We start from the raw sequence: 26,072 nt of genomic DNA, 5'->3' as shown, positions 1-26,072 counted from the left end.
AAAACACTAGGAATCAGCTGGTGTTTTTTTATTATTTCTCCCTAAAGTTCTTTATGTAATTAGAATATGAAAAAATGAACTTTAAGGAGTTGCCATATAGATATGTTAATTAAAAAAAGAAAAGCAAAGAATAGCGCACGAGGAATTTACCTACAAGATAATCAATTACAAGAAACAGTATTTAAACCAGGTTCATCATATAAGTACATTATTGACCAGAAGAATAAACAAGTATCAATTGTACCTACAGATGGAGAAGGTAACAAAGTATCTAAGAGAAAGATTAAGTCAGGAGAAAAACCTGTAATCGATATTCGAGATACTGCTGCCCTTAAACCTTTTAAAGGTGCTGATTACCTAGAAGTCGAAATTTTCGAGGATAAAGTACTTGTAACTGGTTACGAAGAAGATAAAAAAGAAGAAAAGAATGAAGAAGTGCAAAAAGAGAAAGCCTCAATTTTCTCTAAAGCGAAAAAAGTAGTATCTAACCTTCTTAATAGAAAAGCAAAGGTAATTGATTTTACTAAGGTTTTAAACGCTAAGAAGAAGTTTGAATTTGTTTTATCTAAAAAGCAATTAGATAAGGTAGTCGGAGGATCATTTGTACAAACATCAATCTTTGATTTCCTAGAATCAAATGAATCTCATTTTGGTGCCGATTATTCTTCAGTTAAAGAAGCGCTTGATAATGTTAAAATTCCTTTAAAAGCAATTTCGCTTTTTTCTGGAGCTGGCGTTCTAGATCAGGGATTTGTTGAAGAGGGCTTCGAAATTGCACTTGCAATAGAAAAGGATCCAGAGGCTTGCGAAACATATCGTTATAACTTTGGTGACCATATTGTTAACGAAGATATTACAAAATTTGATTTTAGCAAATTCAATGAGATTGGCGCACCGGTTATGTTTGGCGGCTCACCGTGCCAAGGATTTTCGAATTCGAACAGATATACTAACTTCCTTGATAACCCAAATAATATCTTAGTTAGATACTTTATCGAAGCTATTAAGGCGAATAAACATTGCAAATTCTTTGTTTTGGAAAACGTGCCTCAGATATTAACCGCAGGTGATGGGAAGTTTAGAGATGAGATTATTAGTGAACTGTCTGAATTTAATATCACTACAGGAATTATTAACGCAGCAGATATGGGATCAGCACAACATAGAAAGCGTGCAATCTTTATCGGTTCGAAAATTGAAAAATTGGAATTACCAAAGCCTATATTACAGCCTGAGGAATATGTAACAGTAGGTGAAGCATTTGAAGGGTTAAACGATTCAATCCCTAACCAATTGGATTATTCTAAAGGTAAGGCGGATACTATCGAACGTATGAAACACGTTCCACAAGGTGGTAACTGGCGTGATATTCCAGATGAGTTGAAAACTGATGGAATGTTAACTGGAAAAACACATAGTTCTGTTTATAAAAGATTAAGATGGGATGAACCAGCTATTACGATAACAAACGTACGTAAAAGTAATATTACACATCCAACTGAAAACAGATCATTAACAATTCGAGAGTGTGCTCGTCTGTTCGGACTCCCGGATACTTTCGTGTTCAAAGGGAGCAAAAGCTCTATGCAACAGCAAATATGTAATGCTGTTACTGTGCATTATGCCAGAAATGCAGCAAAAGTATTGAAAATAGCTATACAACTATGCAATATTAGAAATGGCTTTGAATCATTACAACTTGTTAAGTAAAGAAAAAAACATCGGTCATTTGACTGATGTTTTTAAATATAAATTTGTGATTAATCATTAGGAAGGGAAATCTTCCACTTCAACCTCTAAAGCGGTAATTTCAACTCCGTCTTCCAAACGAATTCTGTAAGTGCGAACATATCCGTAATCAGGATCGTTTTTGACAGCTGGATCAGTTATATCTTCTAATACAGCGAACCCTTTTCCGTTATGTTCATAGTTTTCTTCACTATCAGACTTTGTAGCTTGGAAAGTCGCTCTCCAAAGATACATAGGCTTAATGTCACCTTCAAATACTAAAATCCATCCTAGTTCTGCAAATTTTTTAATTATGAAATCTCTAGTTTTTCTGTATGGTGAATCATTTTCATTAATCACAACATCGTATGTATTATCCGGCCCAAAACAAGTATAGCGATCAAATGATAGCTTTACTACATCCGGTTTAGCAAGGAAGAATTCATAAACAACTTCCATATTTACAGTATCAATGTCATCATACTCTTCAATATTTTCTACAGTGACATCAGACATTCTATCTGCCTTAACATCGTGAATAATTTCTAAACCATTAACTTCTTCAACAAGTTTCACTGAATTCTCACTGCCATTAATAACGTTTACTTTCTCTAGTTGTTGAATGAACTCCTTAAAAGAAATTTCTTTATCTAATTTAAATTCAAAATACATATTACTCGCTCCTTTAGTTTTCATTGTAAAACAAAAGCCTTACAATACTTTTTAAGTATTATAAATGGCTTTTATTGATTTTGAGTGAAAAAACTATTTTTTATGATAGCGAGCTCTCATTGCAAATTCTTTATGTTTTTGAACTTCACGTTTATTTCTGGAGTAATCCTCCAATAACAACATTTTATTGAATTTTCTTGAACGATTAAAGAGTTTTTTTCTGTATAGTGAACGAAGAGTACGCTCTAATTCATTGATATGGATAACCCCTGACGGCGTATTTTTTAAAGTTGATTTATCAGATGTAAAAACAACTAGTGACAAAATTTTATACCCATACAATTTATGTTTATCCATTTTTTTATAGAGCATTTTTATATGCCCTTGGTTTTGTAGGATAGGGTTATAAAATTGATAGTTATTTTTACCAATTACTTGTAACCAACGTTCATCTGTAGCTGTGCCAGTAATAAACCCATCTTTATTTTTCGTTTCAATAACCACGACTGTTTTATCAGGGAAAATTACTATGTGGTCAAATTGACTTGATACGGACCCTTGTTTTAATAAGGTATCGTGGAAATAGGTATATTTCAGTGCTTTTAAAATCTTATTTACCTTCATTTCACCAGCTAGCCCTTTCATTTCAGCAGCAGAAGGTTTACGTGCTTTCGATAATTTTAATAGAATAATTAGTCCAATTATTAATATGATTGCTATAATAGCGCCCAATATATCACCGCCTTTGAAAAGCGAAAACATTATACTTATGAATTCGTAGTTTCAAAAAAATAACGATGTTTTTCTCAATAGATACAAATATAATGAACAAAAAAAATTATTAATAATAGAAGAGAGTGAGCAGTAGTGGAATTACAGGTGCTAAAATTAGATGTAGATTTCTTCGTGATAGGAGATACTCACTTTGGTCATAAAAAAATAATTTCGCTTTGTTCGAGGCCATTTGATAGTGTTGATGAAATGGATTATAAAATGATAGAAGAGTGGAATAAAACCGTAAAAAAAGATGATATTGTAATACATATCGGAGATGTAGCACTAGCAAAAACAAAGAAAATTGAATGGATTCTAAGCCAATTGAACGGAAGAAAGTGGTTGATTAGAGGCAATCACGATTATTCTAATTCAGTGACAAAATGGGGTAATATCGGATTCGAAAGAGTTCTTACGAAAACTAAAAACCCACACGAGTTTGTTGTGGTGGAACACGAAAATGAGCAGTATGCAATAAGTCATTATTACTTACCAAAGGAAATGGGTTACAAAAACATTCACGGCCACGTTCACAATAAAACAGATGGATTAGATAAAAAGGTATATGCTTGTGCGTCAGTAGAATGTATTAATTATAAACCCATACTATTTAGCGAGATAATTAAAAGATTTGAAGCCGCATAACCACACGTTTAATAAAAATTAGTATAATATATCCAATAGCAAGAGAGTAACCTTGCTATTCCCGCGTTGGGGAACAAAAAGATTCAACGATCTATCCAGTTCTGAGATTACTTTCAGAGCCAGTTACTGACCCTCAAATAGTTGAATGTTTACAAGAACTAGGGACGATAAAAAAATAACGATTTTTCGATAAAAGGAACTTCAAATAATTCGAAGTTCCTTTTATCATATATATTCCGTATGATTTTTACTACGCAATAACAAGACTGTACGCAGGAAAGTGTTTAGGTATATCCATTTTTTCGAACGTCAGATTTGCATTATAGAATTCCTTATCTAAGATTTTTTTCATCATATTATTAGTAACATAAAGTTCTTGAAGAAGGACATCCGGATATAATCCTATCTCTACTTCCTCAATTAAAGCGTATTTATACGTTTTCTCGCAAATGTCACAAGAATTAACAACTACTGCATTTCGTGCTTCGTCTATATTTGAAAATGCTCCGACAACACGCTTATAACCAAAGTTGTAGCTACTTGTTACGTCATTCTTCTCTAATTTAGTTAGCATAATTACAAAATACAGATTGATCACCTCTTTAATAATACATACCAAATAAGTTAAAGAGTTCCTATGTAATTTTAAATTTACTTTATTCATAACTAGCAACTCTAATAAAAAAAGGGAGGAGTCAAAAGACTTCTCCCACAAAAAGCATATTGTTATTTACTTAAATATGCTTTATACATCCAAATTTTCTTTTCAAGCTCAGCTGTAATATGTATAAATAGATCCTCCGTTACCGGATCTTCTAATTCATCAGCAATAGAAATACCTTCTTTTAGTTCTTTAACTATAAGCTCATAATCAGAAACTAAATTTTTAACCATAGATTCAGCATCTGTAGTCGATTTTTGATTTTCTGTTAACGTCGATAGTTTTAAGTACTCTGATAGAGTTGAAACAGGAGTACCATTAATCATTAGTAACCTTTCAGCTAATTCATCAACAAACTCAGTAATTTGTTCGTAATCAGCTTGGAACTTTTCGTGCAAAGTAAAGAAACCTGATCCACTCACATACCAATGATAGTGATGTAGTTTCTCATATAAAACAGTAAAGTTAGAAACCTCTTGATTCAAAAATGAATGTAATTTATTTGTCATTCAATCACCCCTAGTTAAGAAAACAATCTGAGTATAAACAGAATTTAACAAGAAGCAAGTAATTATTTTAGACAAAATATTAATGTAAAAAAGACCACAATTTCAACTGTTGTCGAAATTGTGGTCTCTAAAAGGAAAAACGATAACAAACAGAATATACTGGCGGGTATATTTTGTTTAGACTATTAAAGTAACCATTAATCATTATATACAATAATTTCTAAGTTGACTACAGAAAAAACTATAAACAATAAAATAGTGTAAATGCTTATTCACGCTATTTTATTGTTAATATATGATTTTGAATTGTCGATATGTAAAATGTGTAGACCAAAAAACTTAAGGTGAAGATAGAGGACCATCTTCAATTGTATTTAAAACGTGTGAACAATAAAGCTGACAATGTCACATACTCTCATAAAAATATCCGTTAAAAGAGTATGTATACTAAACCCGTTCAAAAAATGAATAAACGGATTCTCATTCATACCAAGTAACATTTGAACAAATTTAGCTTTTTTCTCACAATAAGAACATAAGATAAAGAACGCCACTATCAGTAAAATGATTTTAAACATAGAGGTTAAGATTTTTTTCATATATGGAACACCCCAACTTTAAACAAAAAATAAAAGATATTTATAATTAGTCATTACTAGTTGTGTTTTCCAAATATAAATTTTCACCTTTAATTACTTTATCTTACAGTTTTCTTTCAGACGTGTAATGTTCGTCTTTATCACGATTCATTTAAACTTTGTAACATAGAACCCTTAATATGTTACTTAAATATTAACAAAATAAAAAACCTAGGCTATAAGCCAAGGTTTTTATCTTTATAAAATTTTTCTGTGTTGAGCGGTTGGAATATACTCACCACATATATTTTCAGCATACAAACGACCAATTATCCAGGAAGCAGTTAAATAATTTACATTGAAAACTTTTTGAATCCAAGTTTCGCTTACTGATCCATTTTTGATAGCTTGGTCTTGTACTCTAGTATAGATAAAATCAGCGATTTTAATCGACTGTTTGTTATATTCCTTTTTATCCGTCAAATAATCAATTGTAGGCTTCATTGATTATTCTCCTTTAGAAAGAATATTTTTAACGAAAGCATTGTAGCTCTCTTCACTTAATGGACATCCAGAAGCAGGGGGATGACCTCCGCCACCAAAATGTTTAGCAACGGGTATTGTATTCATTTCAGGTTTTACAGCACGGAAACTAAATTTCTTAGCACCCAAATCTGCGATAACAGCGAAATCAATTTCCGGGTGGTTTAGACATATTTTATTACCCAATTCGGAATGATATTGCTCTCCATAAAGAACCCCAATTGTATAATTGAAATCCACCTCTTCAAATTTAGAAATGATTAATTGTTTTTCTTTCTTCTCGATGTAACGCGCGATTCTTTCTTTTTCTAAGTCAAGAATCGCACTTTCAATTGCAGTAAACTCAAAAGAGGTTGCATTATTATCATTCAATCTCACCATCAAATCATCATCAAAACGCTCTGCCCCAATAATGTAATATAGATCGTTAAGAGATTTTGCTTTTTGGTGATTTTCACGGAACCAATCCCAAGTATCATACAAACGAACCATCTCTGTTAATTCGTCAAGTACAGGTGTACGATCTAAATAACCATTTTGAACTAAATAGTGATAGTAGAGAGGGGTAGCAGCCGCTAATTTTTGATTCTCTTCAACAACTACAGTCATCCATTTGTATTTTTCTGCCGCAGCAAGATTACCTTTATGATGATCGATAAGCACTATTTCTTGCCCATTTCTTATGCGCTCTTCAAGCATTTCGGAGACTGTTTCATTCACAAAAATATCAGTTATGAATATTTTTGTTTTTAAATCCGTATTTTCTTTTAGAACACTTGTCATAATCTCATTAATGTTATGATACGAAGCATTAATTGTGTGTACCTTTTTACCAAAAGCTTTTTTCGATAAAATTGTAGGTACTCTACCATCAAGATCATCGTGTGAGATATGTATAATTTCAATTCCATCAAACTTATATTCTGTCATTTTATTCACTCCGTAGATATTGTTTTTTTTATTGTACCTGACTAAGAAATTAAAATGAAAAAAAACAATTCTTTTTTACTACTCACATTTGTTTTCTCTTACAATTAAATAAAACAAAACAATAAGGAATGAAAGCAATGGAATTAAATAAAACCTCTAATACAATCATCAAAGGTAAACTTAATGTATTTGAAGAAACGTGGAATAAGAAAGGAAGTTACCTTACTGCCTATAACAATAGAGGAGAATTTATTGTAGGGATCCAAATAGGAACGGAATCAAATTATGGATGTTCGTATGAATTAGGCATAAATATTAACATTACAAATCAAAAGTGGAGTGGCTTCGCAATGAATAAAGCGAATTTATCAAATGAATTAATCTCAGCAGCTAGAAAAATGGCTGAAGAAATTGCTTTAGCCCTATACATTCCAGATGTGTTCGGAGGTCGATAATATGCAAGCTACTTTAAATATTGAAATCAAAGACTATACAGATCTACAAGATGTATTGGTCGTATTAGATGAAAATAAAATAAAACTCAACAACATTGAGGAAATAGAAGAAAAAATTTCTGAGTGGAGAAATGAGAGGAACTTTCAGGAAATCTTAAAGTTGCATATGGAAATACTTATTGTAGGTGGGGAAGAAATATATAATTTAAACCCTCATTCTTTCACTTTTGAAGTTGATGAGAACATTCTAATTGATAGGTTTGAAATGGAATCAGAACAGGAAAGTAAATTAGTAGACGAATTGCAAGAATTCTTCAGTAATTTGCTATCAGATATTATGATAAATTTCGATACCAATGAAAATTCAGGAACATTTAAGTACGATTACAACCAAAGCGATTTCATAACTCAAGTCTTTTAAAGCTCATTTAAATGAGCTTTTTTTGTTTTTTAACATAAAGACAAATTTACAAATATAATCAAAAAAAAGAAAATGGAGAGATAAAAATGAGCTATAACTCTAATCAAGATCTAAACTATTGTTTTGTATGCGAAAAATATCACGAGGATGGTTACTTTGATCAAACAACTGAAAAATGCCTAGGCTGTTTAGAAAAAGAGCGAAATCAAACAATAGAGTATCCAGAAAAGAATTTCAATCACTATAATATCCATTCAGACCTTAAAACTTGTAAAAAATGTTGGAAGGATGTACCTGAAAATTATTATGTGAAACATAAAAAAATTTGTATGGATTGCTATTATGGTAATTCCGAAGAACAAATAGAAGAATATGATGACCAGTATATTGAAGAATATTCAAATGAACCTTCTCATACAAAAACGGTAAATTTCAACGGTTTATTTGTTATAGCACTAACTATCACAATTACGTGGTTAATTTTATCAATACAATAAGAAATTTACATACTTTAGATATTAACAAAAGTTATAAAGGTAATAATTAGTAATGTTTTTTGAACCAAAATTAGTACTCTTATAATAAAAAACATATAAAAACATAAAGACTGCCTTCGCAGTCTTTTTTTTATTTCTATATCCAATCCTTTTCAGCTAATACACCCTCATCACCGAAACATTTAAGAACTTTTGCATTAGGATCGTTTTTATCCGCTACCTGAAGTATAACTCCACACTTATTTGAAAAGTCATATCTAAATTCCCTCAAATGCTTATCTGTACGGAACAAGCCTTTATCTAAACGATAGGAAAATAAAATTTGTATTTCTTGGAAGAGCATAGATGACTCCGCAGAGACCCTTATTATTTCAAAATCATCAGGAGAATAACCAGTAATAGATTCCAACGTTGTTTTCGCAACCAAATGAATTGTTTCATAAAACTGCGTCAATCTGAACACCCCCTCTAAATTTTCGTAATTATAGTTCCTTCAATAAGGAAAAGCAAAAAATTTTAGGAAATTTAGTTTAGATACAAGATGAGAGGGGAATTTAAAAGTGCCCGTAAAATGTTCAGTTGTAGCAGCCAAGATGGCGCAAAAAGCTAGTAGATTACTAAATAAAAATGGTAGCAACATACCTGGTGTGGTTGCTCGTAAAATAGATAAAAACATATTACATAAATTATCAAAAAGAGCAGAAAAGATAATCTTTATAAGTGGTACCAATGGAAAAACAACAACATCACAAATTGTAGGTCACATTTTCGCTGCAAACGGTTTAAGAACTATCCATAACAGTGAAGGTTCAAATATGATCACCGGCATCACCACAGCATTCATTGACAATGAGAGTGTATTACTAAGTAAAAAAGCGGATGTAGCTGTTATCGAAATAGATGAAGGTTCAATCGCACGCGTAACAAAAGAAGTACAACCAGATATTATGGTTTTCACAAACTTTTTCAGAGACCAATTAGATAGATTCGGAGAAATAGATACTCTTGTTGAGAAGATTGGCTCAGTTATTAAAGAGACAAATAGCAAACTAGTATTAAATGCTGACGATCCATTTGTAAGTCGTTTAGGCAGAATTGGAATGGAAGCAGAATATTTCGGTTTAGGAACAAAGTCATTTAAGTTTGAACAGCATAATATGATTGAATCGACATTTTGCCCTGAATGTGGAAAAGCTTTGGAGTACGATCATATTCATTATGGTCAATTAGGACATTACCACTGTGCTTGTGGTTTTAGTAGAGTGGAGCCGAAATATGAAATCAAAGAAGTAAATATAGATATTAAAAAAGGTCTGACACTAAATTTAAATGAAGAGACATTTTCTTTACCTATTTTAGGATCTTATAATTCTATTAACGCATTAGCAGCTATAAGCGTATGTTTAGAATTCGGTTTAACACCAGAACAGATTCAGAATGCATTAAACACATTTAATGTAGAAAACGGAAGAATGGAAAGCTTTGAAAATAGTGATAGCAATGTGATTTTAAATTTAGCTAAGAACCCAGCAGGTGTAAATGTAAGTTTATCGGAATCCAACTATAACAACGAGAGAAGACAATACTTATTCGCTCTTAATGATTTAGCATACGATGGAAGAGATATTTCTTGGATATGGGATGCTGATTTTGAAAAAATTAATGAATCTTTAACTGAGCGTGTTATATGTAGCGGGATTCGCGCAGCAGATATGGCCGTTCGTATTAAATATGCTGGAATACCAGAAGAGAAGATTGAAATTATTGAGGATATAGACAGTGCTATTAATGAACTTACAAACCATAACATTAATAGTTACGTAGTTCCAAACTATACAGTACTTGAGCCAACTAGAAAAGCATTAGTAAAAAGATTAAAAAACAACTAAGGGGATGCAACTTTGAAAAAAACATTAACTTTATATCACTTTTTTCCAGATAAATTAAATTTATATGGCGATAGAGGTAACATAATTAGTTTAGTAAAACGTTGTGAATGGCGAGGTATCGAGTTAAAGGTAAAAGAAATTAAAAAAACAGACGGTTTAAAAATGGAAGATATGGATATGTTCTTTATTGGTGGAGGAAGTGATAGAGAACAAAGTTTAGCGACAGAAGAATTAAAAAAAGTAAAAGACATACTGAAAGAAAAAATTGAAAATGGAGTACCAGCACTTACTATTTGTGGCGGGTACCAGTTCCTAGGAACAGAGTATTTAGATGCAAAAGGAAATAAATTAGAGTGCTTAGGTATCTTAGATTTTCGTACTATAGCTAAATCTCCAAGATTAGTAGGGAATGTATTACTGAAATCCGAAAAGTTCGGTGAGATTGTCGGATTCGAAAATCACGGGGGAAGAACATATCATTCTTACGAATACTTAGGTGACGTAGTACAAGGATATGGTAACGAAGAATTTAACAAACAAGAAGGATTATTTTATAAGAACTTAATTGGAACATACTTACACGGGCCGATTTTACCTAAAAATCCAGCAATTACTGACTTCTTAATAGAAACAGCAATTGAAAATCGTTATGGAAAAGAAGCTGCGCAAAAATGGATGAACCCATTAAACGATAAATTAGAAAATCACGCTCGTAAAAGAGTGTGGGAAAAAGTAAAAAGTGAAAAATAAGAAAAACTATAAAATAAGCATTGGTAAGGGATTTTTGAAGTTCATACGAACCAGTTGCATATTTTTAGGCATCATTATTTTAGTGAAAATCTTTTTTGTAGAGATTAATATTGCTCCGGAAAATGCAATAAACCCCGTTATTAAAGAGAATGACGTACTACTAGTTAATAAGTGGAAAGTTCATTTTAAAAAAGTAGGAGACGGTATAGGTATTGATGACACAGTTATAATTAGAAACGTTCCCGATGCAAAAAAATCAGACTCAATGAAAAGTGTTAAAAAAGTAATTGGGCTTCCTGGGGATAAAATCGAAATCAAAAACGGTGAGATATTCAGAAACGGAATTAAAACAAATTATAATTATTTAAAAAACAAAGTAATCGAAACAAACCCACAGCCGAAAAACTATTTACTAAAGGAAGACGAAATATTTGTTATCGGTGACAACGTACTAGGAAATACGGATAGCAGAGACTTTGGACCGCTACAAGTAAGCAAAGTATCAGGAATTGTTTTTGAGAACTTTAGCTTCAAATGGATCATTGATTTATTTCATTAATTTCTAGTCTATACATTATCTATATAAAACCCCTGTATGAATTTATATACAGGGGTTTTATACATAGAACAGTAAAGGAATTAATGATGAGAAAAGGAAAAACATTCAAGAGGTGAATAAAGTGCGATATAACAGTTCTTTAAATAATTTAGAAGAAGCAAAAAGATGGCTTGATGAGTCAGTTGATTTAATTCAGCAAGGAACTATAGATTCTCTACTTCGTTATTTTCAAACAGGAAAAACGAAAAATGGAGTGCATCTACCATCACTTATTATGAACGAAGATAATATAATTGAACGTATATTAGGTGAAAAACTTGAACCCTTAATTAGAGAATTAGGTTTTTATTTAAATGAGGCTGAATTACAGCAGAATGGAAAACTTGTTTTAGATTATGTAAAAGGGGAATTCATTTTATCTTTTGCATCAGTGGATCCATACGAAAGAACTCTTAAATTCCATTTTGATTTTACAGAAATGGAACGAGAGCGTGAAGTCAAATTAGCCAATCTAAAAAGAAAAATCACAGAAACACAACAAAGGTATATAGACAATAAAAATTATCTCAAAAGTAAACAAGGTTTAGAGAAAGTAAAATATAGCAAGGTATTCAGTCGTATAGAGGATACGATTGCTAATATTTCAAAGGAAATCACGGTTCTGGAAAAAGAAATCATAGAAATACAAAACCAAAAAGATTTGCTCGAAGATATTAAAAATACTTTGCCAGATATTGAGTACCACTTCCGTAAATACGGATTCCTAATTGAATTTGTAAAAGGGGAAGATTATGAAATATAATGCGAAAAGCATATAAAAGAAGGGAATGCTCGTAATTGGAACACTATTTATTATTAGGGCTAGGAAAATCAAATCTAGCTGTAGCAAAAGATTTATTACGAAAGAATATTAAGTTCGATTTATTTTTAGAAAATGGTGAGTTACCTGATGAATTCAAGTGCGAAAAATTAACAGTTCATAGAACTATTAATGATGTGAATTTAGACCTTTACACATCAATAATTAAGAGTCCAGGAATTTCATTTTCACACCCATTAGTAGCCGAATGTTATGAAAACAATTTACAGATTTCTAATGAAATTGCATATGGTCTGCAATATATTAAACAGCCGCTAATAGCTATAACCGGCACTAACGGCAAAACAACGACTACCAGTTTAATCGAGCATATTCTTAACGCAGAAAACAATTGTGCTACAGCAGTAGGGAATATAGGTAATTCCTTTTTAGACGAGGCTATTAAACAAGAAAAATCATTAATCACTGAATTGTCTAGTTTCCAATTACGTGATTTGAATACATTTAGTCCTGATGTCTCAGTTTGGTTAAACATCTTCCCAGCTCATTTGGATTATCATAAAACATTTGATGATTACTTACACTCAAAAGCAAATGTTTGTAAAAATCAAAAGGAAGACCAACTGTTCATATACAATCAAGATGACGAAAACATTTGTAAAGTAGCGCAACTTAAAAAAGGAAAGAAGAAATCTTTCTCTTTAATTAATCCGGCAGCAGACGCTTATTTTGATGGACAGTATATTTGGATTGAAGGAGAAAGATGGTTCCATAAGGATGCGATGGGGATAAAAGGAATACATAATATCCAGAATGCATTAGCTTCAATTTTAACAGCCATAGAATTCGTAGAGAAGGATATCATCACGAAACAATTAAACTCTTTTCACGGAGTAGAACATAGGCTTGAAAAAGTAATTGATTCTGATACGTTAAAGATATTTAACGATTCTAAATCAACAAATATAACATCAGTTAAAGCAGCACTATCAGCATTCGAAGAGCCAGTTGTATTGATGATGGGCGGATTAGATAGAGGAAACGGTTATGAAGGATTACGATCAGATTGGAAAAAAGTTAAAACAGTAATTTGTTTCGGCGAAAGTGGCGAAAAAATATATGATGAAGCTAAGTATCATACAGAAGCAATGCATATACAAGATATTGGCCAAGCGATTCAAGTAGGAAAAAATCTTATTAAAGATGGTGGAGTGCTACTATTTTCTCCAGGTTGCGCTAGTTGGGACCAATTTAAAAACTTTGAGGAACGTGGAAAGTATTTTAAAGAGCAAGTATCAAGGAAGTAATTTAAAAGGTGTCCAATAAGGACACCTTTTTGTATTACTCCGCTTTTTTTTCTAAACTATTTTTGTTATAAAAATATTGCCCTCTATACGGTTTGGTAATGTTCGGGTCTATTTTCATTAATCTCTGCATAAATTGTGTACCATTCTGAATTTTTTCACCCGTTTGTTTTTCAACCATTTCACAAATAAGAGAAGAGGGTACAGTTACTGTTTGAAATTTTAAGAACTCAATAGCAGCTTTATCAGCTGATTGAAGTTTTAAAGGTTTCTTTTTATACGAACCTCTAACTTTTTTATTCTTAAAGGCATTATCTCCCGTATAGCCCACTTGAAGTGAATCCAATTCTCTAAACCTCTTATAAATCAATTCTCTTTCTTCATTATAAAGCCCCATAACTCTTTTTTCAGATTCATCAATTTGTACTAGTCTAAGTTTTAGTGCATCCCTTTCCGTAAAAGACATCCATATTACCCCCAGTAAATTATTTCTCAATATAAATAATATTACTTTTGGATATTTATGTAAACACATATACTTATTTTTACAGCTAAGTTTATGAAAAAATGAAGAGTATATTTTATACTCTCCATTTTTTTCTATGAAATTTTTAATACTTGTCCAACACGTATTGATGTAGAAGTAAGATTATTTAATTTCATAATTGTATCTACTGATATATTGTTCTTTCTTGAAATTGCAAACAAAGTATCTCCGGATATAACAGTATAAGTTTTAGCAGTTGCAGTATTACCAAATGTAAATGATGTAGATGTTACACTACGAACATCAGAATTATTAGTGGCTGTAATTACAATTTGATAATTTCCTTTTGCAAATGTTGATATATTACCTCCAAAAGGATGTGTTCCTGGTGAAAGTTTTTGCAAGAAAGTCAGCTTCTGTAAGCCGTTTGGCCCATTTAATTGCACTGAAACTAGCGATTCTTGATCAATACTATATGTGCCAGAAAAAATTCCATCTTTGAAAGTAAATGATTGAAGCGATAATTTTGTTGGATTATTTCTTTTTAGATTAAATGATTTTGTAGTCTCTGTTGTACCATTTTCATTTTGTGCTACTATACGAACTACATAATTTCCATCAGGAAAATCATTAAGTGGTCCGCCAAAAGGAAGTGTACCTTTCTCTACTTTTTGATGATAGAAGTATTTTTGAACGTTTGGTCCAGTTAGATACAAGGAAACATCGGCATCTTGCGACACAGTGAATTGTCCTGAAAAAGTACTACTTGTAACAGATACATCTGATAATTGTGTTTCCACAGTTCCTTTTTTAGTAAATTTAACTACAGTTTCTTTCGCTGTATTTTTATCTTTTTCTGCCCTGATTGTTAATTTATAATCACCAGCAGGTAATTGAGAAATAGGGCCACCAAAAGAATGTACACCAGCATCCATAGTGTTAACAAACGTTAATTTCTGAATGTTATTAGGTCCATTTAAAGTTATTGCAATGTTTGCTTTTTGATTTAATTTATAATCACCAGCAAAAACATCATTAGTACTAGTAAATTTACCTAGATTTAGTTCCAATTGAGAAGGTGTTGGATTTTGAGTGTTAGTATCTTTTAAAGTAACGAAATCTTTATGTACATAGCCAACATAGCCATTATAAGATGCTTTGTACCAATCAGTACTCATATCCAAAACATTCATCTCTGCATTCTTAGGAACTACAGTAATAGGAGTAGCTGACCAACTACCGCTAGATCTCAGATTTATAGCTTCATTAGGATAGGCTAAATATCTTGTAGGTATAACAGTTGGTGGAGGTGTTATGTTCCCGTTAGAATCCACTGGAGTTATTGTTGTAGAAGGGTAATAGAAAGAAAGAATATCTGTATATTTTTTACCTTCCTTCGCCATCTGATAAGCACCATATTGACTCATACCTATACCGTGCCCCCAACCGCCACCTTTTACAATAAATTGAGTGGAAGTACTAGATACACTTTTTACGTTAGGTCCAAGGAGTATTGATTTATTATCTTTCGTTCCAAACGCTTTGTATGTGTAAAAATCATATGTTCTAACTTGTTTTGTGAATTTGTTCATTTTAATTGTACCATCAGCATTTTTCTCAAATTGATTTGTAGTAGGGTTGTACGCAAGATAAGTAGCATTTAGTGTACCAGTTAACGTATCAGCAGCAGCTACAGAACCACTATGATTAGTAAATTGAACTGAATCTACACTTACAATCTTTAACTCATAGCTATTTAAATTGCTGTTATATCGCTTAATAAAGTTTTTGATACCATTAGTTTTATCAATTTCTTTTTCTTGAGTAGTAGCCCACCAATTTCCTGGATGAGTTAAATCTAATCCAGATAGAGATAATTGAGATTTTTCAATAGTGAACGACCAATCAGCATTTTTATTTCCTACTTGAGCAGATCTAGCATCATAAGGATCTTCCTTTCTAACTAAGTAAGGAACATTAGCAGTTGCATTTCCCCAAGAATTAACCTTAGTAAGGGTAGTTCCACCATTTGATGCAGAGAAGAATGCGTTAGTTCCTAATGAAACGCCATTATATTTCATAATCTGTTTTCTAGTAGACTCTACGGCATTAATTACATTTGAAAAACTTTTATTATAACCGTGATAAACTTGATAATTTTCTCCATTATCAATTTCTTTACCAATGTCGCCACTTGAGTAACTTCTTGCAGTAACAGCTTGGGCTTTTAGGGATTCAACTGGCCAAGAATCGGACATTTCATATCCTACAACACCCATTAAATAATCCTCTTGATCTAAAGTATTAACAGGTAGAACATTATTGCCATTTATTCTAAATGTCATATGTCCTAAGAATGAATATGAACCTAGTTTTATTGTATGATTACGATCATAAACTTCTGGATAAATTGTTACTTGATTCCCGGTATAAACAACTGTACCGTTTTTTACGATCTGTATGTTATTCGAAACTTTTTTTATAGTGTAAGTACCATTTGTTAGTTCAATATTATTTTGTTGTTTCAATAAATATTTTCCAGTTACCTCAAAGGTGTAATTGTCTTTTTGGAAAGCTGAATACCCCAGTCTAACTGAAATAGGGGAAGAGTATATCGGTTCATTACCCGTAGCAGCCTTAACACTAATCGTGGCCGGGGCCATCATACTAACCGTTAAAGCAGCGGATAATAAATATGAAGCAGTTTTCTTCATAGTTCATCCCTCCTTCGGGTTAGCATAATAACGAAAAATATCATTTAATCAACAAAAAACAAAAAATAAACACTTAAAAAGGTACTTAAAGCTTGAATTTATAGGCTTTCCAAATCAATTTTTCAATGTCATTTTTGCATCGAATCGGATAAAATGCTTCCCAATATAATTTATTTACCTTATAAACTTCTACAAAAATAATATTTGGATGTTCTTCGTTTAATCTTGGGAATAAGCGATCGGGATGAATGGGGGATTCATTGAGGTAAAATTGAAAACTATCATTATTTTTTTCTATTTTTATGTATGGGATGTTCTTCTTCAAGGAAAACCACCTTTTTTCTTAAAAATTTTTTTAAACATATTACTAGCTCTGGTTTTAATAATCGCATAGCATCGTATACAATTAATAGAGATGGATTTAGATAAAGAATTTCAGCAATAGATTGTTCTTGCTGATCGTATGGATTGCCGCTAATTTGTGTACAATCCTTTTTCTCTATTGTTACAAAGCCATTAGAAGAAACTATCATATATAGAACGTCCTCTTTTTCATCTCCGAGTAATATTTCATTATTTTTTTCAGCTAAATAGGGGAGTGATTCTAAAAACAGTGTTTGGATTTGTTTTTGGATATCACTCATTGTGAAATTAATAAACTGGTCAATTGAAAAATTAGTTTCATTCTCAATAACGGGATATAAACTATGAAAAGCGAAGAATTCAATTTCTTTTAGAAAAATTTCATCAATACAGGCTATAAGCATAGACTGTTCTTCATTCGAGACCATTTCATTTTGCACCATTTTATTAACCTCATTCTGTACAATATATGCTGTAGCAAAGATTGAGGTAAGATCCACAAAATGCCTAGAGTGGAGAAACTCAAATGTATCTCCATTCTTAGGAACGTTCTTTTTGCTGAGAAAATTATAGTATTCCTGATGACTAGATATCTGTATTCTGAACATATCGACACCTCTCTTATATTTCTGTAAATTTTCATCGGCGTAGATAAAAAACCTTCTATACCGAAAAGTAGAAAAATAAAAACCAAAATTAAAATCAATATTTAATAATAAAAACAATACGCAGGAGAGAAGAAAATGAAAGAAAAATATCATTTTGTTGGAATTAAAGGGTCTGGAATGAGTAGCTTAGCTCAAATTCTGTTTGATAATGGGTACGAAGTTCAAGGATCCGATATTGAAAGTGAAACTTTTACACAAATCGGTCTAGAAAAAAGAAACATTTCAATGTTCCCTTTTTCAAAAAATAACATATCAAATGAACATACGTTTATTATTGGTAATGCTTTTGACGATAAAAACGAAGAGGTTAATACAATTCATAAAAATGAATATAAATCGTATCGTTATCACGAATTCTTAGGTGAACTTATGAATAATTTTATTTCAATTGGAGTAAGTGGAGCACACGGAAAAACGTCAACTTCTAGCTTATTAGCCCACTCACTTGGTAAACATCAACCAATTAGTGCACTGATTGGAGATGGTACAGGTTACGGAAATCCCAATAGTAAATATTTCGTGTTTGAAGCCTGTGAATATAAAAGACACTTTTTAAATTACAGCCCCGATTACGCGATTATTACAAATGTAGATTTTGATCATCCAGACTATTTTTCTGGCTTAGAAGATGTAGTATCAGCATTTGATGATTTTGCAAAGAAGGCAAAGAAAAATGTCATTGTATGTGGTGACGACATTCATACAAAAAAACTATCAAATTACTCAGAAATGATTACTTACGGTCTTGGTGAACATAATATAGTCAATGCTACATCCGTAGATGTAAATCCTGAAGAGACTTCATTTAATGTTTTGTATAGAGGTGTTGATATGGGGAGAATCCATATCCCATTCCACGGCACTCACGCAATACAAAACTCATTAGCCGTATTAACAGTTTGTTTACTAGAAGGTATTGAAATAGGAGAGATTAAGGAGCACTTTAAAACTTTCGAAGGAGCTAAACGACGTTTCAATATTGAGGAATGGGAAGGGAACATTATTGTAGATGATTATGCTCATCATCCAAAAGAAATAGAAGTAACTATTGAAGCAGCTCGTCAAAAGTTCCCGGGTAAAGAACTAGTAGCAATATTCCAACCTCATACATTTTCCAGAACAGCTACATTTTTAAATGAATTTAGAGATTCATTATTACTTGCCGATAAAGTATATGGATGTCCAATTTTCGGATCAGCAAGAGAGCAAAAGGGAAGTTTAAGCACTAATGAGTTATTAGATTTAATTCCAAACTCAGACTTATTAACTATGGATACAATACGTAATCTTGATCCTCACAGTAATTCAGTTTTACTATTTATGGGGGCAGGGGACATTGGAAAGTATATTGATGCATTTAAGCAAAATACTAAATTCTAATTTAGTGTTAAGAGATTAAAAGCATTTTATATTTCCCTAAGAGTAATGAAAAGGTATATAGCCAGAAACTAAAAGTCCTATGGATCTCAGAATCCATTTGGACTTTTTTATTTTTATTCAATGTTTATCGAGTGATAGGTTTCGTTGTAAACCAATGATATTTCACTATTATGGAAGATATCCTGAAGTTTTGAAATTTTTTTCGTTTTCCATTTAATTAAATCTTTCATAGAATAAGGTTCGGTAAAGGGGAATTGACATTGATATAATATTTTCTCTATATATGCTTGTATCTCTTCATCACTTAAATTTGTTTTATTATTAATCTCGAACAATCTATTTAATGTGTAGCGTGAAAGAATATACGCAATATCTCTTGTACTGGACTCTTGATCAAATGCATAAGTGAGAATCGTTGTACTTTCAAAACTCTCTATAGCACGTATAGATGTATAAATAAAATCAGTACGCATTATCGGAAATGAATATTCAATAGCATTTTTAGTCAAAATTAAACTAATTGTATTGTCCTCGAGTATTCTATATTTCATAGAAGATATAGAATACGGAGTATTAACATAAAGATTGTTGTTTTCAATAGAAATAAATACTTCATTAGGATCATAATTTCTTTGATAATTAAAGTGATTAATCACTTTAAGCAGCGTATGTTCTATACAATTATTTAATTCTATGATTTCCTTTATGTAATTCAATAATTCATTACTTGTAAATGTCTTAGTACCAATTAACTCCTGTATAGAAATAAATGGCATAGAGGCTAACTCAGGCGATTCGCATAAAAGATATGTATCACAACCTAAGATCCTAATTTCAAAATCATTTAAGTTAAAAGTATTTATTCTTAACAGATTATCAATTAGTTCTTTTCCATTTAGTAACTCATCAAAAAATGAATTTAAATAGGAGTTAACTTTTAAATTAATGTTATCTAAAAGTGAATCCAGTTTATTTTCTTCATTAACAATAAAAACATAACTTTGATCATTTACTTGAAGTACGAACGAACTAATTAATGAATCGAACTGTAATTTTAAAATATATTGCTTGTTCATAAACTTATATTCCAGTGTGAAAACAATAAATCCATTATCGCTGATAGAAGGCAATAAATTAAAACCTTTTTGGTAATCTAAAATATAGGAGTTTATCTCGAAATTATTGCCAAAGAAAACTTCAATTCGCTCTTCTAGTTCCAAATTTAAATTACAAAAATAGTTTTTTGCTTTAAGTATCATATCCGTAAACACAATAAATTGCTTGTTAACTGGAGACATTGAGTAACCGGAAGAAAATATAAGTGTTTTGTTTTCTAACATAAATTGATGATGAACAGAACCATTTAGTATATGTTGCCATTTACTTCGGATTAATTTCGCTTTTTCATAACAATCATTTAGAAACTTCGCAAAGTTTTTTAATGATTCAAATACCGTTATCGAATGCTCACTTAATCTTTGAATCATTGCTATTTTCCCTTGAGGGAGAGGCCGGATATAAGTAGTGATATCAAGAAATTGAAGAGTGTTTGTTTCATCATAAATAACATAATACGTATCCTTTTTAATAGTGTGGGGAAATTTGAGTAGGGAAGATAACTTATTTAGATCAGATATTTTCAGCTGAACCTTTTGTTGATTTAAGAAGTCGAAAAAAGAAAGTTTTATACCACAATATTCAATATCGGCATTCTCATTAAGACGAATAACACCTTTATAGTCATAGGTTAAGATAAAAGTATTAAATAAATTTGTAAGTTTTTTCTCACCTTCTTCGGATATTTGGATCCTACCCAATTTATACTGTACCTGTATCGTCAATTCATTTTCATTACCATCTATTTTTAATTGTATAGCCTCATCAATATTATGGGATGGAGCTTGAAAGAATTGAATTATTAAGTGAGAGTTTAAAATATACGCTATATGATTTTGTTTCAGGGCAATATCTCTTAATGACAGCAGTAATTCTGTTTTCATAAATCCTCCTTGGGAAAATAAAAAACTATCTACTAATATAAATTTAATTACAAAAAAAAGATTCCTTTCAGAGAAAGAAACCTTTCAAAAAAACAAATAGAAGAAGAGATTTTCGAATAGGGGAGTTCCTCTATTCAAAAATCTTTCTTATTGTATACCCTCATAGATTTTTTTGAGAAAATAAATCAAAAAACTTACGACAGAACCTGTCCCTTACGTTGTTTTTTCACAGTTAATTTTTTAATATATTCATCATATGTCAATCCATCCTTTTGTTGATTATGATGATAACACGCAGTGACTAGATTTTTCAGATTGTTTTTACCTCCACGAACAATTGGAACCTTATGATCAACTGTTAGCTTTGCGTTAGGCTTTGTTCTTCCATATTCAAATTCACAATAAACACATTTATGTTCATCTCGCTTAAAGACTTTTAGTTTTCGTTCTTTGGTAATAGACCCACGAATTATTTTCCGTTTCTTTAATAAATAGCTTAAGTAATCAACGTGATCAAAGTCTAGTTTTTTTCTATGTCTTCCACACTTTTCACAAAAACAAATCCCGTGAGATGTTGTAAATATTTTATAACGCTCCGGAACACGTAAAACAGTTCCATATCGAGCCTTTTTTAAATCCACTGTTGGATTGAGTTTTTTTAAAGTCTCCATATTAATAGAGTAATGGTTTAATACGTGCTGAAGGGTTTCATACTTTTCAATCATATGAAAGGGTTCAATTGCGGTTCTTAACAAACTGCTATCATACCGTTTTAAGCAATATACACATTGATATTTTGATCTACGTTTAATGAAGTGTTCTCTTTTCTCTGTTTTCGGTCTAGTGTTCCTTTTGTTTAAACTTTCCTTCATTCGTCGAATATCTTTAAGTAGTTCCGTTGCGTTTGTAATTTTCTCTCACTCCTCTACGTTGGTTTCCAAATTGAACACATTATATGAAACAAAATAATTAAAATTCAAGTTTATTAATACATTTGAATAAAATGTGGTAAATTTACGCTTTTTTTGTTTATAATAGAAATTAAATTCAATACAATACAATTAACCTAAATTTAATAATACAAAAGGATGGTAGTTAATATGAAAAAAACATTTTACTGGATCGAAAAACAATTCAAAAGATTTATGTACAAAAAATACTTACTTAATCAAGACATTCAAATGGCAATTAGAGAAAACAGCTTAGAAAGAGTGTTTAAAATCGTTCCCCAGCATTCTAGAGATATATTTATGAAAGAATTAGTTAAACAAAAACCAGAACTTATTCGATAAAAAGCCTAGTTACGAAATTAACCAGGCTTTTTTTATTTGTTAGCAAAAGAGGGCCCAACAATAAAAATGTTGGACCCTCTTTTGCTATTAATAATGATATGAACTTACTGATTATGTTTTTTATTTACAATAACATCGTCGATAATGCCATATTCTTTAGCTTCATTAGCCATCATCCAGTAATCGCGTTCACAGTCTTTAAGCACTTTTTCAAAATCTTGCCCAGCATTATCGGCAATGATTCGAGTTAAGCGCTCTTTCATTTCCACAATACGTTTTGCAGAAATTTCGATATCTGTAGCTTGGCCGCGAGCACCGCCAAGAGGTTGATGAATCATAATTTCAGCATTTGGTAATGCGAAACGTTTGCCTTTTGCACCTGATGAAAGTAGAAATGCTCCCATTGATGCAGCTAAGCCCATACAAACCGTACTAACGTCTGGTTTAATGAAATTCATAGTATCATAGATAGCCATACCATCTACAACTGAACCACCAGGACTATTAATATAGATAGTAATATCTTTATCAGGATCCTGACTTTCTAGATACAGCAGCTGAGCTGTGATTGATAAAGCCATATTTTCATTCACTTCACCATTAAGTAAAATGATTCGATCTTGTAGTAATCGAGTAAACAAATCATAAGTCTTTTCACCACGGTGAGTTTCCTCAGTTACATATGGAATATAATTCACAAGAAATTCCCCCTGTCTATTTTTACCGAACACATTATATTCTTTAAGAATCTAAAAAAAGTAGAGGGAACAGTAGTTATATTAATTTTTCAAATGATAACTTTTTAACTCCGCTGCTGGGGAAAGAAAATGCATTTTGATAACGCCTTGTAAACTCTAAATAAGTAAGGTTACCACCAGTACTTTTATATAACTCAAACAAATTAGGCATAGGTTTCTCTAAATACGTTAAATGCAATACTGCGTTAAATTCATTTGCAATTTTAATTATTGGTTCAAAATCACCATTATTAATAAAAGTACTGTAGAGGGAGATTGTGTCATTTAATTCTAATTCGTGTTCAATCTGAAGTAGAAAACTATTCGGGAAGCCTGGCCGGATCGGTAAAAAGGTCAACGGATCCAATTCACGTTTGCATTCAATGGGGACTATTGCACGCTTTATAAAATAAGGTTTTGCATCCAGAAGTGGAAAGGCAGAATAGAGGTGTATTTCTTTTTGAATTTTCATAAAAACCTCCTATAAAAAATTGTAATAAAAACTTGTCTTTTCAAGTTTAATTTTATAAGGTACTTCCAGTTAGAGAGGAGGAACCGACTGATGAAACAAAGAAAACTCGACTTAACAACAGTCGGAGGTTTACTTTTGGCTCTTCTAGGAATAGGAACAGGTTATCTCCTGGAAGGTGGCGAATTCTCAGCGTTACTCGCAGTGTCACCTATTTTAATTATATTCGGTGGAACAATAGGCGTAGTAGCTATAACAATGAATCAATCCGATGTCAAAAACTTACCTAAGTTGTTTAAGATCATTTTCACTGATTCAAACTATGATTTTCAAGAGTTAATTAATAATATGTGTGAGTGGACAAAGGTATCTAGAAGAGATGGAATAGTAGCGCTAGGTAAAATAGCAACCGAAATAGAAGACCCATTTATAAAAAGAGGTATTGAATACATACTAGACGGAAGCGACTATGAGACTATTAAAGAACTACTAGAGAAGGAAGTAGAAGCAATGATGGAAAGACATCATACTGGTACAAAACCGTTTGAACAAGCTGGTGGATTTAGTCCGACAATGGGGATTATAGGTACTGTTCTAGGACTAGTTGTTGTACTAGGAGGACTAGGTGGAGCAGATATTGAAGAATTAGGACACGGGATAGCTACTGCATTTATCGCCACATTAATGGGCGTAGCGTTCGCTAACTTAGTTGCACTTCCATTTTCTGAAACACTAAAAGGAAAAAGTTCAAAAGAAACTTTATATAAAGAAATTGCTATTCAAGGAATTTTAGGTATTCAAACAGGAACAAATCCAAAGATCCTTAGAAAAAAACTTGTTGCATATCTACCTGAATCAATGAAAGCTGAAGAAGCTTCTAACGAGAAAGAGAAAGAGTAATGAAGAAAAAAAATCACGGACACGTTAATCACGAAAGATATTTAGTAACATATGCGGATTTAATTACATTACTTTTAGCTTTCTTCATTATTTTATATGCAATGAGTACCCCAGACGCACAGAAGATGCAACAAATGGCCAACGCACTAAGTATGGCTTTCCACCCACAAGCTTCTTCAATAATGCCCCCATTAGCTTCAGATAAAGAAACTTCAGTAAGAAAACATCGAGAACAATTAACAGATAACGAAAAAAAGACAATGGCTGCTATCTCAGAGCAGAATAGTCTAAGAAAAATACAAAAACAAATAGATAAAGAGATAGAAAGCAAAGACCTGAACGGAAAAGTAAAAACAAACCTAACGGATGCAGGTTTGAAGATTATCTTAACTAATGAAATTTTATTCGATAGCGCTTCAGCAAATCTAAACAATTCAACTAGTAGAAAACTTCTTGATGAAATAGGGATAATTCTATCAACAATAGACAACCCAGTATCAATAGAAGGGCACACAGATAATATTCCTATTAATAACAGTCAATATCCTTCGAATTGGGATTTATCAGCTGCACGTTCATTATCTGTACTTCGTGAAATGGTTTCAGGCACACCGAAAATTGACCCTAAGCGATTCTCTACATCAGGGTATGGAGAATTCCAGCCAATCGCGGATAATAACACGTTAGCCGGCCAACAAACAAACAGAAGAGTTGAAATTGTAATTAAGCGACAAAACTCGGATGGGCTATTACAAACTAAAAGAGGAGGTGCGAACAATTGAATAAAAAAATAGCTTTATTTATAGGCATTGGAATATTAGTTATAGGAGGCGTATTAGGGTTCCTATATAAAACAAAGGACGCTGAGAAAGAAATTACAAAGTTGGAACAAAATCAAGTAGGCGGCAAATGGAATCCTTATGCAATTGAAGATCATCATTCAGTAACTATTACCGATTACTTAGCAAGCGCAAGTAAAGGAGAGTATATAGTTAAAATGAGTGTTACTTTGGATTTTGAATCTGAAGAATCATATTACAAATATAAAGGATATTCTTCTGTGAAAGAAGCTGAAAAAGGGGAAGAAGGTAAAAGTAAAAAAGAGGCAGCAGCTACACCTATGGAACTAAAAATAAACGATATAATTGGTAATCTTATGATGAAAGCTGATGAGAAACAATTATCAGATCGTGATAAATTAAAAGTTTACTTAAAAAATGGTATTAATAAAAATTTAGGATTTGATGAGCCAGTTATTAAGGAAATATATGTAGAGAACTTTGTAATGCAATAAAAAATATTACAGACTAGGAAAGGGTTAGGTTGA

Annotated in this window: 30 protein-coding genes; 15 read left to right on the top strand and 15 right to left on the bottom strand. The window is 31.7% G+C overall.

Features of this window, described 5'->3' with window-relative positions; all coding sequences use genetic code 11:
- The first annotated feature begins 102 nt into the window (after positions 1 to 102).
- On the top strand, positions 103 to 1,710 hold the full coding sequence (locus VF726_RS14010; RefSeq protein ID WP_440169067.1) for a DNA cytosine methyltransferase: 1,608 nt from the start codon (positions 103 to 105) through the stop codon (positions 1,708 to 1,710).
- 57 nt (positions 1,711 to 1,767) lie between these two features.
- On the opposite strand, the gene VF726_RS14005 is transcribed toward VF726_RS14010, so the two are convergent.
- Entirely contained in the window at positions 1,768 to 2,400 is a 633-nt protein-coding gene (locus VF726_RS14005) for a hypothetical protein (protein ID WP_440169065.1), read from the bottom strand.
- A 93-nt stretch (positions 2,401 to 2,493) separates the two neighbouring features.
- On the bottom strand, positions 2,494 to 3,132 hold the full coding sequence (locus VF726_RS14000) for a nuclease-related domain-containing protein (RefSeq protein WP_440169063.1): 639 nt from the start codon (positions 3,130 to 3,132) through the stop codon (positions 2,494 to 2,496).
- 135 nt (positions 3,133 to 3,267) lie between these two features.
- Here VF726_RS14000 and VF726_RS13995 point away from each other — a divergent pair, with 135 nt between their 5' ends.
- On the top strand, positions 3,268 to 3,819 hold the full coding sequence (locus VF726_RS13995; protein ID WP_440169060.1) for a metallophosphoesterase: 552 nt from the start codon (positions 3,268 to 3,270) through the stop codon (positions 3,817 to 3,819).
- A gap of 250 nt (positions 3,820 to 4,069) precedes the next feature.
- Here VF726_RS13995 and VF726_RS13990 read toward each other — a convergent pair whose 3' ends face one another.
- From VF726_RS13990 to VF726_RS13975, 4 genes are all read right to left on the bottom strand, one after another.
- A complete protein-coding gene (locus VF726_RS13990; protein WP_440169058.1) occupies positions 4,070 to 4,393 on the bottom strand; it encodes a hypothetical protein in 324 nt (107 codons plus the stop codon).
- Between the two features lie 152 nt (positions 4,394 to 4,545).
- Positions 4,546 to 4,989, bottom strand: coding sequence for a Dps family protein (locus VF726_RS13985; protein WP_440169055.1), 444 nt, complete (start codon positions 4,987 to 4,989; stop codon positions 4,546 to 4,548).
- 836 nt (positions 4,990 to 5,825) lie between these two features.
- A complete protein-coding gene (locus VF726_RS13980; RefSeq protein ID WP_440169053.1) occupies positions 5,826 to 6,071 on the bottom strand; it encodes a hypothetical protein in 246 nt (81 codons plus the stop codon).
- A gap of 3 nt (positions 6,072 to 6,074) precedes the next feature.
- Positions 6,075 to 7,040, bottom strand: coding sequence for a DHH family phosphoesterase (locus VF726_RS13975; RefSeq protein ID WP_440169050.1), 966 nt, complete (start codon positions 7,038 to 7,040; stop codon positions 6,075 to 6,077).
- Positions 7,041 to 7,177: 137 nt separating this feature from the next.
- Between VF726_RS13975 and VF726_RS13970 the strand changes: the two genes are divergently transcribed.
- The 3 genes from VF726_RS13970 to VF726_RS13960 all read left to right on the top strand — a co-directional run bounded on the left by VF726_RS13970 (position 7,178) and on the right by VF726_RS13960 (position 8,413).
- Positions 7,178 to 7,495, top strand: coding sequence for a hypothetical protein (locus tag VF726_RS13970; RefSeq protein WP_088361929.1), 318 nt, complete (start codon positions 7,178 to 7,180; stop codon positions 7,493 to 7,495).
- A gap of 1 nt (position 7,496) precedes the next feature.
- On the top strand, positions 7,497 to 7,916 hold the full coding sequence (locus tag VF726_RS13965; RefSeq protein ID WP_440169047.1) for a hypothetical protein: 420 nt from the start codon (positions 7,497 to 7,499) through the stop codon (positions 7,914 to 7,916).
- An 86-nt stretch (positions 7,917 to 8,002) separates the two neighbouring features.
- Positions 8,003 to 8,413 (top strand): hypothetical protein, encoded by a 411-nt coding sequence (locus tag VF726_RS13960; protein ID WP_440169045.1) that lies wholly within the window; start codon positions 8,003 to 8,005, stop codon positions 8,411 to 8,413.
- Between the two features lie 136 nt (positions 8,414 to 8,549).
- Here the strand turns inward: VF726_RS13960 and VF726_RS13955 are convergent, their stop codons facing one another.
- On the bottom strand, positions 8,550 to 8,867 hold the full coding sequence (locus VF726_RS13955; RefSeq protein WP_440169042.1) for a hypothetical protein: 318 nt from the start codon (positions 8,865 to 8,867) through the stop codon (positions 8,550 to 8,552).
- A 106-nt stretch (positions 8,868 to 8,973) separates the two neighbouring features.
- On the opposite strand from VF726_RS13955, the gene VF726_RS13950 reads away from it, so the two are divergent.
- The 5 genes from VF726_RS13950 to murD all read left to right on the top strand — a co-directional run bounded on the left by VF726_RS13950 (position 8,974) and on the right by murD (position 13,738).
- Positions 8,974 to 10,302 (top strand): MurT ligase domain-containing protein, encoded by a 1,329-nt coding sequence (locus tag VF726_RS13950; protein WP_440169040.1) that lies wholly within the window; start codon positions 8,974 to 8,976, stop codon positions 10,300 to 10,302.
- Positions 10,303 to 10,314: 12 nt separating this feature from the next.
- Entirely contained in the window at positions 10,315 to 11,052 is a 738-nt protein-coding gene (locus VF726_RS13945; protein ID WP_440169037.1) for a type 1 glutamine amidotransferase, read from the top strand.
- The gene (gene lepB / locus VF726_RS13940; protein ID WP_440169035.1) at positions 11,042 to 11,611 is read left to right on the top strand and encodes a signal peptidase I; all 570 of its coding nucleotides are present in this window, start codon (positions 11,042 to 11,044) and stop codon (positions 11,609 to 11,611) included. Before VF726_RS13945 ends, lepB begins: the two co-directional genes overlap by 11 nt.
- Positions 11,612 to 11,732: 121 nt before the next feature.
- Entirely contained in the window at positions 11,733 to 12,413 is a 681-nt protein-coding gene (locus VF726_RS13935) for a hypothetical protein (protein WP_088361922.1), read from the top strand.
- Positions 12,414 to 12,448: 35 nt separating this feature from the next.
- On the top strand, positions 12,449 to 13,738 hold the full coding sequence (gene murD / locus VF726_RS13930; RefSeq protein WP_440169032.1) for a UDP-N-acetylmuramoyl-L-alanine--D-glutamate ligase: 1,290 nt from the start codon (positions 12,449 to 12,451) through the stop codon (positions 13,736 to 13,738).
- Between the two features lie 34 nt (positions 13,739 to 13,772).
- Here the strand turns inward: murD and VF726_RS13925 are convergent, their stop codons facing one another.
- From VF726_RS13925 to VF726_RS13910, 4 genes are all read right to left on the bottom strand, one after another.
- A complete protein-coding gene (locus tag VF726_RS13925; RefSeq protein WP_440169030.1) occupies positions 13,773 to 14,201 on the bottom strand; it encodes a Rok-like winged helix domain-containing protein in 429 nt (142 codons plus the stop codon).
- A 134-nt stretch (positions 14,202 to 14,335) separates the two neighbouring features.
- The gene (locus tag VF726_RS13920; protein WP_440169028.1) at positions 14,336 to 16,885 is read right to left on the bottom strand and encodes a SpoIID/LytB domain-containing protein; all 2,550 of its coding nucleotides are present in this window, start codon (positions 16,883 to 16,885) and stop codon (positions 14,336 to 14,338) included.
- A gap of 136 nt (positions 16,886 to 17,021) precedes the next feature.
- Positions 17,022 to 17,261, bottom strand: coding sequence for a hypothetical protein (locus tag VF726_RS13915; protein WP_440169026.1), 240 nt, complete (start codon positions 17,259 to 17,261; stop codon positions 17,022 to 17,024).
- Positions 17,221 to 17,742, bottom strand: coding sequence for a hypothetical protein (locus VF726_RS13910; protein WP_440169023.1), 522 nt, complete (start codon positions 17,740 to 17,742; stop codon positions 17,221 to 17,223). The genes VF726_RS13915 and VF726_RS13910 overlap by 41 nt, the downstream gene beginning before the upstream one ends.
- Before the next feature lie 300 nt (positions 17,743 to 18,042).
- Between VF726_RS13910 and murC the strand changes: the two genes are divergently transcribed.
- Positions 18,043 to 19,347 (top strand): UDP-N-acetylmuramate--L-alanine ligase, encoded by a 1,305-nt coding sequence (gene murC / locus VF726_RS13905; RefSeq protein ID WP_440169021.1) that lies wholly within the window; start codon positions 18,043 to 18,045, stop codon positions 19,345 to 19,347.
- 113 nt (positions 19,348 to 19,460) lie between these two features.
- Here the strand turns inward: murC and VF726_RS13900 are convergent, their stop codons facing one another.
- Complete coding sequence (locus VF726_RS13900) at positions 19,461 to 21,347, bottom strand: hypothetical protein (RefSeq protein ID WP_440169020.1); 1,887 nt, start codon at positions 21,345 to 21,347, stop codon at positions 19,461 to 19,463.
- A 194-nt stretch (positions 21,348 to 21,541) separates the two neighbouring features.
- Positions 21,542 to 22,219 (bottom strand): HNH endonuclease, encoded by a 678-nt coding sequence (locus tag VF726_RS13895; RefSeq protein WP_440169017.1) that lies wholly within the window; start codon positions 22,217 to 22,219, stop codon positions 21,542 to 21,544.
- A gap of 228 nt (positions 22,220 to 22,447) precedes the next feature.
- Between VF726_RS13895 and VF726_RS13890 the strand changes: the two genes are divergently transcribed.
- On the top strand, positions 22,448 to 22,639 hold the full coding sequence (locus tag VF726_RS13890; RefSeq protein WP_088361914.1) for a hypothetical protein: 192 nt from the start codon (positions 22,448 to 22,450) through the stop codon (positions 22,637 to 22,639).
- 104 nt (positions 22,640 to 22,743) lie between these two features.
- On the opposite strand, the gene VF726_RS13885 is transcribed toward VF726_RS13890, so the two are convergent.
- Both VF726_RS13885 and VF726_RS13880 read right to left on the bottom strand, forming a co-directional pair.
- The gene (locus VF726_RS13885) at positions 22,744 to 23,337 is read right to left on the bottom strand and encodes an ATP-dependent Clp protease proteolytic subunit (protein WP_440169015.1); all 594 of its coding nucleotides are present in this window, start codon (positions 23,335 to 23,337) and stop codon (positions 22,744 to 22,746) included.
- Positions 23,338 to 23,413: 76 nt separating this feature from the next.
- Positions 23,414 to 23,848, bottom strand: a complete 435-nt coding sequence (locus VF726_RS13880; RefSeq protein WP_440169012.1) for a hypothetical protein — start codon at positions 23,846 to 23,848, stop codon at positions 23,414 to 23,416.
- A 90-nt stretch (positions 23,849 to 23,938) separates the two neighbouring features.
- Between VF726_RS13880 and VF726_RS13875 the strand changes: the two genes are divergently transcribed.
- From VF726_RS13875 to VF726_RS13865, 3 genes are read left to right on the top strand one after another with little or no spacing between them, the layout of a single operon-like run.
- Complete coding sequence (locus VF726_RS13875; protein ID WP_176397755.1) at positions 23,939 to 24,745, top strand: motility protein A; 807 nt, start codon at positions 23,939 to 23,941, stop codon at positions 24,743 to 24,745.
- Entirely contained in the window at positions 24,745 to 25,527 is a 783-nt protein-coding gene (locus VF726_RS13870) for a flagellar motor protein MotB (protein ID WP_440169010.1), read from the top strand. Before VF726_RS13875 ends, VF726_RS13870 begins: the two co-directional genes overlap by 1 nt.
- The gene (locus VF726_RS13865) at positions 25,524 to 26,039 is read left to right on the top strand and encodes a flagellar basal body-associated FliL family protein (RefSeq protein ID WP_088361909.1); all 516 of its coding nucleotides are present in this window, start codon (positions 25,524 to 25,526) and stop codon (positions 26,037 to 26,039) included. The genes VF726_RS13870 and VF726_RS13865 overlap by 4 nt, the downstream gene beginning before the upstream one ends.
- The last annotated feature ends 33 nt before the right edge of the window (positions 26,040 to 26,072 follow it).

The organism is Bacillus sp. Brlt_9 (assembly GCF_051948935.1).
Taxonomy (GTDB): Bacteria; Bacillota; Bacilli; order Bacillales; family Bacillaceae_G; genus Bacillus_A.
This window is presented reverse-complemented; position numbering and strand designations above follow the sequence as displayed.